General features: G+C 59.1%; 11 protein-coding genes and 5 pseudogenes. 8 read left to right on the forward strand and 8 right to left on the reverse strand.

Annotated elements, in window-relative coordinates:
• The first annotated feature begins 31 nt into the window (after positions 1–31).
• From BRPE64_RS12910 to BRPE64_RS12925, 5 genes and pseudogenes are all read left to right on the forward strand, one after another.
• Positions 32–745 carry a glycosyl transferase family 4 gene (locus BRPE64_RS12910; RefSeq protein WP_016346564.1) on the forward strand — a complete coding sequence of 238 codons (714 nt, stop codon included), beginning with the start codon at positions 32–34 and terminating at the stop codon, positions 743–745.
• A gap of 38 nt (positions 746–783) precedes the next feature.
• Positions 784–1,035: pseudogene (locus BRPE64_RS33920) on the forward strand (arsenate reductase/protein-tyrosine-phosphatase family protein); the annotation flags it as partial.
• Between the two features lie 21 nt (positions 1,036–1,056).
• Positions 1,057–1,302, forward strand: a pseudogene (locus BRPE64_RS33700) (nucleotide-binding protein); the annotation flags it as partial.
• A gap of 152 nt (positions 1,303–1,454) precedes the next feature.
• Complete coding sequence (locus BRPE64_RS12920) at positions 1,455–1,994, forward strand: hypothetical protein (RefSeq protein WP_144063352.1); 540 nt, start codon at positions 1,455–1,457, stop codon at positions 1,992–1,994.
• Positions 1,995–2,227: 233 nt separating this feature from the next.
• Positions 2,228–2,794, forward strand: a complete 567-nt coding sequence (locus BRPE64_RS12925) for a serine O-acetyltransferase (protein ID WP_044041692.1) — start codon at positions 2,228–2,230, stop codon at positions 2,792–2,794.
• Here BRPE64_RS12925 and BRPE64_RS33375 read toward each other — a convergent pair.
• Together BRPE64_RS33375 and istA are read right to left on the reverse strand one after the other, a co-directional pair.
• Positions 2,791–3,381, reverse strand: a pseudogene (locus BRPE64_RS33375) (ATP-binding protein); the annotation flags it as partial. The gene BRPE64_RS12925 and the pseudogene BRPE64_RS33375 overlap by 4 nt on opposite strands.
• A pseudogene (istA, locus tag BRPE64_RS33545) lies at positions 3,379–4,099 on the reverse strand (IS21 family transposase); the annotation flags it as partial. The pseudogenes BRPE64_RS33375 and istA, both read right to left, overlap by 3 nt.
• Positions 4,100–4,145: 46 nt before the next feature.
• Between istA and BRPE64_RS12940 the strand changes: the two are divergent.
• The 3 genes and pseudogenes from BRPE64_RS12940 to BRPE64_RS12950 form a co-directional block, all read left to right on the forward strand.
• Positions 4,146–4,889 (forward strand): annotated as a pseudogene (locus tag BRPE64_RS12940) (5-oxoproline transporter, DUF979 family subunit); the annotation flags it as partial.
• Between the two features lie 304 nt (positions 4,890–5,193).
• Positions 5,194–5,817 carry a WecB/TagA/CpsF family glycosyltransferase gene (locus BRPE64_RS32330; protein WP_269765221.1) on the forward strand — a complete coding sequence of 208 codons (624 nt, stop codon included), beginning with the start codon at positions 5,194–5,196 and terminating at the stop codon, positions 5,815–5,817.
• 516 nt (positions 5,818–6,333) lie between these two features.
• Positions 6,334–7,752 (forward strand): hypothetical protein, encoded by a 1,419-nt coding sequence (locus BRPE64_RS12950; RefSeq protein ID WP_016346569.1) that lies wholly within the window; start codon positions 6,334–6,336, stop codon positions 7,750–7,752.
• Between the two features lie 96 nt (positions 7,753–7,848).
• Here the strand turns inward: BRPE64_RS12950 and BRPE64_RS12955 are convergent, their stop codons facing one another.
• The 6 genes from BRPE64_RS12955 to BRPE64_RS12980 all read right to left on the reverse strand — a co-directional run bounded on the left by BRPE64_RS12955 (position 7,849) and on the right by BRPE64_RS12980 (position 14,704).
• Positions 7,849–8,952, reverse strand: a complete 1,104-nt coding sequence (locus BRPE64_RS12955) for a TraB/GumN family protein (RefSeq protein WP_016346570.1) — start codon at positions 8,950–8,952, stop codon at positions 7,849–7,851.
• Between the two features lie 53 nt (positions 8,953–9,005).
• A complete protein-coding gene (locus tag BRPE64_RS12960) occupies positions 9,006–10,010 on the reverse strand; it encodes a peptide ABC transporter ATP-binding protein (RefSeq protein ID WP_016346571.1) in 1,005 nt (334 codons plus the stop codon).
• Entirely contained in the window at positions 10,007–10,999 is a 993-nt protein-coding gene (locus BRPE64_RS12965; protein ID WP_016346572.1) for an ABC transporter ATP-binding protein, read from the reverse strand. The genes BRPE64_RS12960 and BRPE64_RS12965 overlap by 4 nt, the downstream gene beginning before the upstream one ends.
• Before the next feature lies 1 nt (position 11,000).
• Positions 11,001–11,921 carry an ABC transporter permease subunit gene (locus BRPE64_RS12970; RefSeq protein ID WP_016346573.1) on the reverse strand — a complete coding sequence of 307 codons (921 nt, stop codon included), beginning with the start codon at positions 11,919–11,921 and terminating at the stop codon, positions 11,001–11,003.
• A gap of 13 nt (positions 11,922–11,934) precedes the next feature.
• Positions 11,935–12,945 (reverse strand): ABC transporter permease subunit, encoded by a 1,011-nt coding sequence (locus BRPE64_RS12975; RefSeq protein WP_044041699.1) that lies wholly within the window; start codon positions 12,943–12,945, stop codon positions 11,935–11,937.
• A 127-nt stretch (positions 12,946–13,072) separates the two neighbouring features.
• Positions 13,073–14,704, reverse strand: a complete 1,632-nt coding sequence (locus tag BRPE64_RS12980; protein ID WP_016346575.1) for an ABC transporter substrate-binding protein — start codon at positions 14,702–14,704, stop codon at positions 13,073–13,075.
• Between the last annotated feature and the right edge of the window lie 8 nt (positions 14,705–14,712).

The raw sequence follows: 14,712 nt of genomic DNA on the forward strand, positions 1-14,712 counted from the left end.
CCGTTTTAAGAACTGGCACGGGCCTCTTTCGATGGATCTGGATCTCGATGGCGTACAGAAAGTGCACGCCATCGCAGTCCCGCGTGTCGGTGGCGTTGGCATCGCAATAGCCGTCGCGATCGCGCTCACCGTCGGTTCCGTGCTGAACCCTTCGGCGCCTCAAACGCAAGCGCTGCTCCTGCTGATCTGCTCTTTGCCCGCATTCCTTTCGGGTCTCGTGGAAGATTTGACCAAGCGCGTCAGCCCGCGGGTCCGCCTGATCACGTCGATGATCGCCGCATTGCTGGCCTGTTTCCTTCTGGAGGCAGTGGTGGAACGCGTCGGGTTGAGTTACGTCGACGCTTTGCTCGTCTATCTCCCGTGCTCCATTTTCTTCACCGTACTCTCCGTTTCCGGACTCGTGCACGCCATCAATATCATCGACGGCATGAACGGCCTGGCTTCCGTGGTCGCCATCCTCATCCTCTCGTCGATCGGAATCGTCGCGGCGCAAGTCGGTGATCATCTGGTGGTGAATATGGCGATCGTCGTGATCGCCGCGATCGCTGGCTTCCTCACCTGGAACTATCCCGTCTCTCGCATTTTTCTCGGTGACGGGGGCGCTTACTTCATCGGATTCATCGTCGCCGAATTGCTGGTGTTGCTCGTCGCCCGAACGGGACTTGCTCGTTGGAACCGCATCGCCAATCTCTTGTTGCCGAGTGCTCAGGGAACGAATCTCGGCCGGCAGATCGCGGGCTACTGATGGCCTTCGGTTCGTCAGTCCCGCCTCGGGATTCTGCAATGTTCGCGTCGGTATTGATCGTTTGTGAAGGGAACATCTGCCGAAGTCCGATGGCGGCCGGAATCTTCTCTCTTCGACTTCCCGCGGTCCGCGTATGGTCCGCAGGGATTGGCGCGCTCATCGGATCTCCGCCAGCATCGTTTGCGAACCAAGTGATGCGGATGAACGGTATCGATATTTCAACGCACCGTGCAAGGCAACTCACTGTCGCGGATTGCAGGGAAGCAGAGCTGATTCTAGTCATGGACGAGGCGCAAAAGTCCTATTTCCATGAGCGTCACAAGGGGGCGGCCAGGCCGGTCCTGGCCGAACGCTTCCCGGCCGATCCGGCTGTGGAGAGCCTGCGCAGTTTGCGCACGGCGCTCAAGTTCGCGCTGCTTGCCGCGCCTAGCAACGTGGTGTTGATCACCGGCGCGACGCCGGGGCTGGGCAAGTCGTTCATCTCCGTGAATCTTGCGGCGATCCTCGCATCGGGCGGCCAACGCGTGCTTCTCGTCGACGGCGACTTGCGTCGGGGATATCACCGATGACCTGCCTGTGATCGGCTGCGTTGCACGGTGGAACGCGCAGAAAGATCACCGGAACCTGTTCCGCGCTATCGCCAGGCTCGGAGGCTGTGGTGCCGACTTCCGGCTGGTGCTCGTCGGGCAACAGATGACGCACGAGAACAGTGAATTGGTTGCAGATCCGCTACTTTCGCTCGCTGATTTTCCGCGACAACCACGCGCAAGACTTGCTCGGTCGAGCGCTGTACCTTGGAGCATGCGATCCGGATGTCGGAGCGACGGTCCGCATCGAGCGCAACGCGTTTGAGCGTTGTTCTAGCACGACCGTGAACAAGGCATACAACAGCGCGATCATGATCGGCGTCGACGCGCCGTCCAGCATCAATGAACTGGTCCTGAGAAAAAACACTGCGCTAAGCTGCGGATCCACGCTGTACGCCGTGTCAAATGGTCCGTTGACGATAGGCGCGCTGCTGGATGAGGAAAATTCAATCGATCGCTCGATGCAGCGTGTCGGCACCATCGGCGCGGCTGCGCGGCTCGCCCCTGGACGCATTCAAATCAGGCGCACGGATAATGCGCCGCCGCGGGGCGTCGTGCGTGCTTCTTACGGCAGTGAGATTACCGATGCAACGACCGGGATCATCTGGCGTTGCGACCAACCGGGCGAGACGGTCGGATCATGGACGGCGGTGTCGCGCTGACATTTGCTTGGTCACACCGGGCGAAAAGATCGACTCTCTATCCGGAAATCAAATATCCCATCAAATCCGATTCGTCCCGACATTCACTTGCGAGATCGGGAAGAAACAACAGACTTTCCTTGTCGAATCGTGAGACTGGTTCTAATGCATGGGAGTCCTATGATAATAAATGATCGACTCTTCGCGCCGAGCCGCGAAACTGTGTGTCCATAGATAAGCGTTCTCCAGACGATATGAAAGAAATCATCAAACTCATTCAAAGCGACCTTTTTCGAGTCTGTGGGAGAACAGATTCTGGAGCGTTTATCCGCACGTTTCTGTCGAAGGAAGGCTTCAATTATCTCGTTTGGTTTCGGCTCGCCTCGGGCATGAGAGGCACGTTTATCGGCAGATTACTCCGCATTAAGTTGCGTTCCCAACAGCGTCGCTTCGGAATTGTGATCCCCGTCGGAACGACGATCGGGCCCGGCTTTTATATTGGACATTTCGGCGGAATTGTCGTGAATGAGACCGCGGTCATCGGTGCGAACTGCAATATCTCGCAAAACGTGACTATTGGAAGCAATCACGGGCGGGCAGCGACAATCGGTCAGAACGTGTATATCGGGCCCAACGTTTGCATCATTGAAGATGTTGAGATTGGGGACAACGTGACTATCGGCGCGGGGAGTGTTGTCACCCGGTACGTGCGCTCGTTTACCACAGTTGCCGGATCTCCCGCACGGGTGATCAGGGAGGACGACGCGGCGCGAGCCGGACGCTATGTGACCCGGAGATGGGAAGTGTCCAGCGACGTCTAGTCAGACCGATCGGCCTGCTCCGGCAAACGTGGAATCGCCGAAGTAAATCTGCCCCCAAGGTCCTGTACTACGCGGCTGCTTTCGCGGCTTTCCGTGTCGCGCTTGCCGGCGTTTCGCTTGTCCTTGCGCCGGTAGCTTTCGCCGCTGATTTGAACGATGTGAGCGTGATGCAGCAGCCAGGCGAGCATCGCAGCCGTGGGCGTCTGGTCATCGGCAACCGCTGTCGACCATTGCGTGGACGGTAGGTTGCTCGTCAATATGATTGAAGCCCGCTCATAGCGCTTTGCAACGACGTTAAAGAATAGGTCGGCATCCTCACGTCCGAACGGCAGATAGCCGATTTCATCGATGATGGGTAACCTCGGCCGCATGACCGCGCGATTGAAGAACTCGTGCGACCGATTCTGCTGCCGCGCGGTTGCCAACTGCATCATGAACTCGGCTGCCGTAAGGAAAGGCGTCTTGATTCCGGCGTACGTCGCTCGAAGGGCGAGCGCACACGCAATGTGTGTTTTGCCGACGCCAGATGATCCAAGTAGCATCACATTCTCTTCACGCTCGATGAACACCAAACGCGCCAACTCTTGTTTCAGATAACGGTTGAAGCGTTCAACCTTGCCCTTGATCTCTGCTCGGTACGAGCCGGTAGACCTTCGGCGTGAAGCCATAGCTATCGGCCAGCGCAAGGAGTTCCCGATTCCATCGATGTTCGCCGTTACCGTATGCGTCGCACTCGAGGGTTACCTACTTTGCGTTATCGAATAGGACATGCTCGGGTGTGCCACCGGAATATACGCACGCTTCACGCAGGCTTTCGCATAAGGTCGTGGGCGTCTTCCTCGCAGTGACGTGCATGAAGCTCGCACGGCTGTAACCGAGCGTGGCCACCAGCGTCAGTAATGGCGTGCGGCCACGACGAATGACTGTAAATTCTGCCTGCATCTGCTTGCTGGCTGGCGTTTCGAACCGCACGACGGGCGCCGGGTCGGCACGCTTGTGGAGTGGGAGAAATTCCTTGTGCAGACTGATGCCACCTTCGTAACCATCCTCTTGCAATTCGCGCAATAGCGCGATCGCCAGCATCAATGCGGTCGAGCGGCCGCAACCCGTTCGAGCAGGTGGCTCTTGAACGGCTCAGGTTTGGTTCGGCGCGGCTCGCGCGGTTTGTAGCGTGTCGCGTTCTCGTCGCGCAGGTAACGACGCCACCGTATTGCGCGACAAGCCCGTCTGTCGCGCTATCTCTCGACCTGCGGTTCCGCGTCGTGCCAATACCCCGATTTCCACTGCTTGCTCTTGAGCTAGCATCGGCGGCAAAAAATCCGCCATTGTCTCCCCGGTGGGTCAGCTTCACATCGGCGACTGGCTGCCGGTCACGGTAGTCGGCGTGCTCGTCGTGGCGATGGCGCTGATCGCGGGACTCGGCGGCGTGACCGGCGCGAAGCCGAAGATGCTCGCCGAGCAGACGCGTCGCCAGAGTGCCGTGCGCCTCGGCAACAATCTGTTCGTTGCGCTGACCATTCCGGTTGTCTCCGTGATCTTCACGCGCGGCGCGAAGTATCTCGTGTTCGGCGGCGTGCCGTTGATCGAGTTGAAGAACGTGACGCTGATCGGCTTCGGCGTCGGCTGCGTGATCGCACTCACGATTGCGTGCGTGATGACGCGCGATACCGTCGGCCAGTCGATGCGCGAAACGCGCCGCCTGATCGACGCGCTTTCGTGGGCGGCCGTGCTGCCGCAGATGCTCGGCATGCTCGGGCTGGTGTTTTCGGACGCGGGCGTGGGCAAGGCGGTCGCGCACGTGACGACGGCTTACGTCAACATGGATTACCGGATCGTCGCGGTGGCGGTGTATGTGATCGGCGTGGCGCTCTTCACGATGGTGATGGGCAACGGTTTCGCCGCATTCCCGGTGATGACGGGCGGCGTCGGCGTGCCAATTCTGGTCGGCGTGTTCCACGGCAATCCCGCGACGATGGCCGCGAACTTCAATATGGTGCCGGCGGCATTATTGGAATTGCCCGACAAGAATGCGCTGATAAGAGTTCAATTGCCGACGGTGATGACGCCTTTGGTGGTGAATATCGGGTTGCTTAATTGCTTCATTAATCCGGCACGCGATCTCGCAATGAGTCGCGCGCTTTCGCGTTCTGCTCCCGGCGCATCCGACGCGACGCACCTCTTCTTTTCCGTATCGCGAATCGCTGCTTAAATGCAGCTTAAACGAATATTTGATTCGCTTCTCCGTATTTCATCTCCGTCACGTCCGTGCACAAGCCTCGGAGGCCAAGAATCATCTTTTGCTATTAGATTAGTGTAACTAATGGTTAGTTTACCTAATTAAGACATTACCTATAGTTGGGTCTGCTCGAATCCACTCGCATCGCTTTACGCAACATGTCGTGGTCAATGTCGCCAAGCTGGTTAATATGCAGACGGATGCCGCGCTCTCTGAATCCGTGCGAGCCTGCGATATTATTAATATTGACGGTATGGGCGTGGTCTGGGGTGCGCGGTTTCTTGGACATCATGTGCCAGAGCGAGTCGCAGGAGTCGACTTGTTCGATCGACTCTTGGCTATGGCCGCCGAAAGCGGTTTTCCAGTGTACTTATTAGGCGGTACACAGGACATTGTGGAGCGGACAGCAACTGTTGTCGCTAGCCGTCATCCCTCGCTTGAAATTGCAGGATATCATCACGGTTTTTTTTGGGATGATGAGCAAAGCGTAGTGCGCAAGATTAGCGAATCAGGCGCTCGCCTCTTGTTTGTCGCAATAACCTCACCAAAAAAAGAAATTTTTATTAACCAATGGAAGGATATATTAAATGTGGATTTTGTTATGGGTGTCGGCGGAACGTTTGATGTAACAGCGGGAAAAGTGCGGCGGGCACCGAGTTGGATGCAGCGTTGCGGTTTGGAATGGTTGTATAGAGTACTTCAGGAACCGCGACGTATGTGGCGGCGGTATCTCGTCACCAACCTCGCATTTGCCAAAATGCTCGTTAAAACTCGATTTTCTAGATAGGAAGTCTCTCTAACTAAATACGAGTGACAAGCACTCAATGCAATTTCGGTTGGTTATAATTTGGATCTACGAAGTATCCAAGTGGTCATATCTTTGCGGCGTTCCGTTCCGCCCTCACTGCTGACGGCGGTGAACAGACTTCTTTTTTGGTGGTTCTCCCGTCGACTGCCAAAGTCGGAAAGAACGTTCCTCTAGCGTTCCAAGGGATGGGCATCGTGGTGCATGCTCATGCCGTAATTGGCGACGGCGTAAAATTTGACCAAACGTAGTGAGCGGAGCGCGAGGTGGTAAGAGACCCGGAATTTCAATCATCGCGAATCATGCCGTCATCGGCGCTGGAGCTTGTATTCTCGGAGTGGTAACTTCGGGAGAAGGATCCGTAATCGGTGCGAACTCGGTCGCTCTTGACGACGTGCCGCTGGCGCCGTTGTCGTAAGAATCCCCGCGCGCGTCATAAAACTTGACGAGGTGGAAATTCATTTCGGGCGCAATGCGTAAGGAGCCACTCTGTTTCAATTGCGAAGAACATTTTTTCTGCACTTTGGCGCATTGCTTGCTGCTTGCTTTTCACGCAAGCTTCTTGCGAAACCCGTGCTTAACAGTGGTGATATTGAGCGAAAACGCTTAAATATCGCTCAATTCGGTGCAGTGGCTGGTTCGGACTGTTCGGGGGCGCTTCAGCGCGCCTTGAATTTCGCCGAGTCTTTGGCAGGGTACGACGGGGCAGATGTCGGGACAGTTATCGAATTCGGTCCAGGGCTCTGGTATGTGAACAACATCAAAATCCAAAAATCGGGCTTTCGCTTTATTGGAGCAGGAAAACGCGCGACGTTGCTTGTCAATAAAGATGCGACGGCACCTATGTTCATGCTCCAAGCACAGAGTTCAGCACTATCGCCGGTGATCTCCGACATTGCCTTCGAAAACTTGCAGTTTCGTAACATCGTGGATCGTGCGGATGAAAGTGAATTCCTGATAAGAGGTATCAAGGCGGTACGTCTCTATTTTTCGAATGTTGACTTTGTATCCTCACCAATTTCGTCGAACGGCTACAGGAGCGCGAGGAAGTGCGACTTCTTCAAATCAGACACGTTCGAATCGACTTGGGCAAACTGCAATTTCTGGGGAATTATTGGATGTGCGATCGATATTCCAGACGGGCCACAATCCGATACCCTGCTCTTTAGAAGCTGTATCTGGGCGTATTGCACGATTGCAGGTGTATTCGGCTTAGGCAACGGTTCCGGAATAAATGGTCTTTCGATAGAGTCGAGCAAGGTCATCGGTAGCCAAGGCGGCTCGTACGTCAGCCAGGGACATGACAACTTTTCTTCCACTCGATGTGCTTCCGTAAATGGGAAACTCATTGAGGTTGAGGATAGCACTGGCTTTCGGGCGGGTAAGGCAATTTTGATCGGCACCGGAAGCGCTACCAGTCAATATGCAATTGTTCGAGCCATCTCTGGCAATACGATGACTCTCGATCGCCCCCTCAAGTGCAAACGCGGTGATTTGATCATTCACGGGGTCTTTGGGTTCGTGTTTGGGCACGCGTCAATGCCCAGCCTTCGCGCTTCCCAAATGGAAGGTTGCGACACCGCGATTTATTTGGATGGTGGTCGTGCCCTGACCGTCGAATCAACTTCGTTCATTTCGTGCGCGCGTGGCATCCTGGCTAGCGCTGACTTCGAATTTCTTAAACTTTCGGCGTGTACAGCCGCAACAATAGGGCAACTGAAGAGCGGTGTCTCGTGGGAACTCATATCAATCATTGCGGTTTCCGGCAAATCGAATTTGGTGCGAGTCGAAGGACTGCATTTCGAGGGTAGCGGCTACTACCGGGGAGATCCGTCGTCCGTCGTGGCTAATCACAGCGAGCACAAGGTGTCGATATCGTGGCCTTCTCAAAGCGAATGCGTGGTTGATGAGGTCTAGTAGGCGCGCGTCGTGCGTCGATGTGACACCGCTACGGCCTCGGCCTCTTTGATGAGGATACCTGATCACCTATGATAGATTTTCGTAGGGCTGGCCTCACCCCCCCTCCACCACAAACCCCCTCTTCCTCAACAACTCCAACACGCCCTTGAGGCCTCCAAGATGCAACGCCCCAATCGCGACAAACACTGGCTTATCCGGCGCGGCCAGCCCCACCATCCGCGCCACAAACCGCCTATTCCGCTCATACACGACGCGATTATCCACCTGCGCCGCCAGCTCCTTCGACCTCGCGAGCTTGCTGCTCTTAGCATCATCCCAAGCCTTCAATGCATCCGCATCCCCAATGCGCCACAGCCTGTGCAACTCCTTCACATCCGCGATATTCTCCGCCGGCGTCTGCACCAGATCCTGCGCCAGCATCTCGCGCTGCTGCGCCGAACTCAGCCGGGTGAACGTCGAAATTTGCTCGTTCAACGTCTCCAGCCCGACAATCTTCCCCCGCGCCCGCAGATACACGTTCTGCAACTGCGCCTCCGTCCCGTACTCGCTCTGAAACCCCGCCTTCAGCGTGTCGTACGTTTCGATCAACATCGACGCAAGCCACGGCCGCGTATGCCGCAACTCCTTCAGCGCCTCCGGATTGCTGCGCATGCGCGTCTCGACCTTCTTCCACATCGAGTCCGGCAGATAGTCGATCAGACACTCGCTACGGCACATGCCATAGCGGTTCACATCGTCTTGTGAAAGCAGCAGTTCGTCGGGGGAAATTTCGAGCGCCAGCGTAGGCGATGCATCCAGCGCCGCCAGAATCGACTTGCGAAACGGCTGCTCGGGCGGATAGTCGCTCGCGAAACCCACATGGAGCGTGCCGAGCACATAGATGGTCGTCGCGCCCTTGGTCGCGACGTAGAACGGCATGCGCGGCGCCTGCACGCGTACCGGGCCGGTCGCCGTGGTGCCGGTCGAGCGATCCACGCGCGGCGGCGGTGCGGGATTGGCGGGCGCGGCGGCGGACCCGGCATCGCCCGCGGCCTGCGGCGTGCGCGACCCGATCACGGCGAAACTCGCCGGCGACACCGCCGTGCCTGCCGCGAAAATCACGACGGAAAGGACGAACGACAGCCCGAAGGCTGTCGCTTGGGAGAACGCCGCGCGGAAGGCGCGCGGCTTGTCGTATGAATCCGGCACGACCGACATCTTAAAACATTCGTGTGTCGAGTCCTGCGCACCCGGCGCTCGTCCGGCGCGAGTCAGGCGTCGCCGTCCCCGACTTCCTCTGCACGATGGCACGACACCTGACGTCCGTCGACCTCGCGCAGCTTCGGCTCCTCCGTGCGGCATCGGTCGATCGCATACGGGCAGCGCTGATGGAACGTGCAGCCCGACGGCGGACTCAGCGGCGACGGCATTTCACCTTGCAGCTTGATCTTGATGCGGCGGTCTTCCTCGAACAGCGCGGGCGTCGCGGACATCAGCGCGCGCGTGTACGGATGACGCGGCTTCGCGAAGATCGTCTGCTTGTCGCCCAGTTCGGCAACGCCGCCAAAGTACATCACCATCACGTCGTCGGCGATATGCTCCACCACCGACAAGTTATGCGAGATGAACACGTAGCTCGTGCCGAACTCCGCCTGCAAATCCATGAAGAGATTCAGGATCTGCGCCTGGATCGACACGTCGAGCGCGGACACCGGCTCATCGGCGACGACGATCTGCGGATCGAGAATCATCGCCCGCGCAATCGCCACGCGCTGCCGCTGTCCGCCCGAAAACATGTGCGGATAGCGCGTCGCGTGCTCGGGCCGCAAGCCGACCGTGCGCATCATGTGCGCGATACGCTTGGCGCGCTCGCTGGCGTTGAGCTTCGTGTTGATGGCAAGCGGCTCGCCGAGCGTCTGCTCAACGGTCTTACGCGGATTCAGCGACGCAAACGGGTTCTGGAACACCATCTGCACGCGCTGACGCAGTTGCGCGATCTTCTCCTTGCCCGCGCCCGCGACATCTTCACCGTCGATGAGCAACCGGCCCGACGTCGGCGCTTCGATCATCGTCAGCTGGCGCGCGAGCGTCGACTTGCCGCAGCCCGATTCGCCGACGACCGCGAGCGTGCGCCCGCGCTTCAGCTCGAACGACACGCCGTTGAGCGCCTTCACCGTGCCCTGCTCGAACATGCTCTTCTTGACGCTGTAATGACGCGCGAGGTTGTCCGCGGCGAGCACGATATCCTGATTCATTTCCTTCGGTACGGCGTTCATCGCGCGCCTCCTTCCACCACGACATCGATGTTCAACGGCTTGATGCAACGCGCGCGCACCGCCGGATCGTTCCGGTCGAGCTGGAACAGGTTCGGCCGCGCCTTCCAGCAATCCTCGACGGCATACGTGCAGCGCGGCGCAAACAGACACCCGCTCGGACGATCGTCCTTGCCCGGCACCATGCCCGGCAGCGCAGCGAGCCGCTCCGCACCGCGGCTATGTTCGGGAATCGCGGCGAGCAGCGCTTCGGTGTACGGATGATGCGGCTCGCTGAAGATCGTCGGCACATGATTCGTCTCGATGATCTCGCCCGCGTACATCACCGCGACGCGCTGCGCCACTTCCGACACCACGGCGAGATCGTGCGAAATCAGCACGAGCGCCATGCCGCGTTCCTTCTGCAGCTTCACGAGCAATTCCATGATCTGCGCCTGAATGGTCACGTCGAGCGCGGTGGTCGGCTCGTCGGCGATCAGGAGCTTCGGGTTGCACGCGACCGCCATCGCGATCATCACGCGCTGGTTCATGCCGCCCGACATCTGATGCGGAAACGCGTTGATGCGGCTCTTCGCGTCCGGAATGCCGACCTGATCGAGCAGTTCCAGCGCGCGTTTGTTGAGAGCATCGCCGCGCAAGCCTTCGTGCAGCTTCAGCACTTCCTTGATCTGATAGCCGACGGTGTAGCTCGGGTTCAGGCTCGACAGCGCGTCCTGAAACACCATGGCAATATCTTTGCCGATGATCTTGCGGCGTTCGCGCGCCGACGCCTTCAGCAGGTCTTTGCCGTCGAACGTGATCTGATCGGCGCTGACCTTGCCGGGCGCGTCGATGAGGCCCATCAGCGCCATCATCGTGACGCTCTTGCCCGAGCCGGATTCGCCGACGACGCCGACGACTTCGCCCGGCTTCACGGAAAGGTCGATGCGATCGACCGCCTGCGTGCCGCCGAACGTCACTTGCAGGTTACGGATAGTCAACAGATCGTTCATGTCAGCCCATCCGTTTGAGTTTCGGGTCGAGCGCGTCGCGCAGGCCGTCGCCGAGAAGGTTGATGACGAGCACGGAGACCAGAATCGACAGGCCCGGCATCGTCACGATCCACCATGCGCTTTCGATGTAATCGCGCGCCGAGGCGAGCATCGCGCCCCACTCCGCCGCCGGCGGTTGCACGCCTAAGCCGAGGAAGCCGAGCGCGGCGGCATCGAGAATTGCGGAGGAGAAGCCGAGCGTCGCCTGCACGATCAGCGGCGCGGCGCAGTTCGGCAGCACTTGCGAGAACATCAGCCGCACGGTGCCCGCGCCCGCCACGCGCGATGCCGTCACGTATTCCTTCTGCAACTCGCCGAGCGCCGACGCGCGCGTGAGCCGCACGTAACCCGGCAGCGCGACGATCGCGATCGCGAGCATCGTGTTGACGAGCCCCGGCCCGATGATCGCCACGACGGCGACCGCGAGCAGCAGCGACGGCAACGCGAGCAGGACGTCCATCACGCGCATGATCGGCGTATCGAGCCAGCTAAAGAACGCGGCCATCAGGCCGAGCACGACGCCCGGAATCAACGCGAGAATCACCGACACGAAGCCGATCCAGAACGACAGCCGCGCGCCGTACATCAGACGCGAGAGGATGTCGCGGCCCGCTTCGTCGGTGCCGAGCAGGAACATGCGGTTGCCGCCTTCGAGCCACGCGGGCGGAATCTTGACGTAATCGCGATATTGCTCGATCGGGCTATGCGGCGCGATCAGCGGAGCCGTCAACGCGATGAGGATCAGCAACGTGACGATCACGCCCGCGGCAACGGCGCCGCGATTGCGCGAGAAGTTTGCCCAGAACTCGCGCGCCGCGACCATGCGGCCGGACGGCGGCGGCATCACTGCCTGCGGCGGGAGATTGTTTTGAATGTCAGCCATATCTTGTGTTTCCTCAGCGAGTATGGCGAATGCGCGGATTCAACACGCCGTACAACAAATCGACGACCAGATTTACGACGATCACAAGCGTCGCGATCATCAGAATGCCGCCTTGCACGACCGGATAATCGCGCCGCGAAATGGCGTCGATGAGCCACTTGCCGACGCCCGGCCACGAGAACAGCGTCTCGGTCAGCACCGCGCCTGCGAGCAGCGTGCCGACCTGCAGGCCGATCACGGTGACGACGGGAATCAGCGCATTGCGCAACGCATGCACGACGACCACGCGCAGCGGCGCAAGCCCTTTGGCGCGCGCCGTGCGGATGTAGTCTTCGCGCAGCACTTCGAGCATCGACGAGCGCGTCATGCGCGCGATCACCGCGAGCGGAATCGTGCCGAGCACGATGGTCGGCAGGATCAGATGGCTCAGCGCCGACTTGAACGCGCCTTCATCGGTCGAAAAAATCGAGTCGATCAGCATGAAGCCCGTCACGTGCGGAATGTCGTATTCCACGGCGATGCGGCCCGACACCGGCGTCCAGCCGAGCTTCGCGGAGAAGAACATGATGAGGATCAAGCCCCACCAGAAAATCGGCATGGAATAGCCGGTGAGCGCGGTGCCCATCACGCCGTGATCGACAACCGTGCCGCGCTTCAGCGCCGCCGCGACGCCTGCCGGAAGACCGACGGCGAGCGCGAAGATCATCGCGCAGATCGAGAGTTCGACGGTGGCCGGAAAGCGCGCCAGAAATTCGCCCATCACGCTGGTATTGGTGATGATGGACGTGCCCAGATCGCCCTTCAGCGCATGGCCGACATAGGTCAGATACTGGACCGGGAGCGGTTGATCGAGGCCTAAGCGCTTCATGGCTTCGGCGTGCATGGCCGGGTCCACGCCACGCTCGCCCATCATCACTTCGATGGGGTCGCCCGGGATCAGGTGGATGAGCGCGAACGCGAGAATCGTAATGCCGATGAACGTCGGTATCACCATTCCTATGCGTCGCAAAACGAATCGGAACATGATCGCCCTTTGCAGTCGTTCGTAGGGATAGAAACGTATCCGGCGGCTTGGATCGTTGATCGACCCACGCCGCCGGACCTTTTCGATTAGTTATGGTTTAGTGCAAAAACCGTTCCGCAGCAAAAGCTTACTGCATGCCCACGCCGTCGAAACGCACGTAGCCGAGCGGCTCGATCTTCATGTTCGTCACCTTCTTGCTGACCGGCTGATACACGGTCGAGTGCGCGATCGGCGAGAACGGCAGTTGCTGCGCGAAGATCTGCTGCGCGTCGACGTACGCCTTCGTGCGCGCGGCGACATCGGTGGTCGAGCGGCCCTTCACGACGAGTTCGTCGAACGGCTTGTAGCACCACTTCGAGAAGTTGCTGCCCTTCACCGCGTCGCAGCCGAGCAGCGTGCCGAGCCAGTTGTCGGGGTCGCCGTTGTCGCCCGTCCAGCCGATCAAGAGCGCATCATGCTCGCCCGCGTGCGCGCGCTTCAGATACTCGCCCCACTCGTACGACACGATGTTCGCCTTCACGCCGATCTTCGCCCAGTCAGCCTGAATCATTTCAGCCATCAGACGCGCGTTCGGGTTGTATGCACGTTGAACCGGCATCGCCCAGAGCGTGATCTCGAAGCCGTTCGGGAAGCCTGCCTTCGCGAGCAGTGCCTTCGCCTTCGCGGTGTCGTAGGTCTGGCCCTTCAGATTCTTGTCGAACGACCATTGGGTCGGCGGCATCGGTGCGGTGGCCGGCTGGCCCGCGCCCTGATACACGGAATCGATGATCGCCTTCTTGTTGATCGCCATGTCGAGCGCGCGGCGCACGTCGGTGTTGCCGAGGTCCTTCTTCGTCACGTTATAAGCGACGTAACCTTCGTTGAAGCCCGCCTGCGACGGCGTATCGACATTCGATGCCGACTTGAGCGCCGCGATGTCGCCCGGACGCGGATAGCTCATCACCTGGCATTCGTTGTTCTTCAGCTTCTGCACGCGCACGGCGGCGTCCGGCGTGATCGAGAAGATCAGCTTCGAGATCTGCACCGCGTTGGGCTTCCAGTAATCAGGATTGCCGTCGAAGCGGATGGTCGCGTCCTTCGTGTAGCTGCGGAAGATGAACGGGCCCGTGCCGACCGGATTCTGGTTGATGTCGGCGGCCTTGCCGTCCTTCAGCAACTTGTCCGTGTACTCGGCCGACAAGATCGACGCATATTCCATCGCCATATTCTGGATGAACGGTGCGCTCACTTCCTTCAGCGTGAACTTCACGGTGTACGGATCGACCTTCTCGACCTTCGAGATCAGCTTGTCCATGCCGAGGTCCGTGAAGTACGGAAACTGCACGTTGTACGCCTTACGGAACGGATTGTTCGGATCGAGCATGCGGTTGAACGTGAAGATCACGTCGTCCGCGTTGAATTCGCGCGTCGGCTTGAAGAACGACGTCGTTTGGAATTTCACGCCGTGGCGCAGATGGAACGTGTATGTGAGGCCGTCCGGCGACACATCCCACTTTTCGGCGAGGCCCGGCTCGACCTTCGTGCCGCCGCGCTCGAACTCGACGAGACGGTTATAAACGGTGAACGTGTTCGCGGTGAAATCGGTGCCGGTCGTGTACTGGGCCGGATCGAAACCGGCCGGGCTGCCTTCCGAGCAGTAGACGAGCGTCTTGTTCGGGATTGCGGCGTGGGCGACGCTTGCTGCAAAAAGCGTCGCCGTGGCCACGGCGCCCGCCAGCGCCGAGCAGCGAACGGCGCGCAACAGATTGTTTTTTCTCATGTTTTCTC

The organism is Caballeronia insecticola, from assembly GCF_000402035.1.
In the GTDB taxonomy this organism is placed as follows: domain Bacteria; phylum Pseudomonadota; class Gammaproteobacteria; order Burkholderiales; family Burkholderiaceae; genus Caballeronia; species Caballeronia insecticola.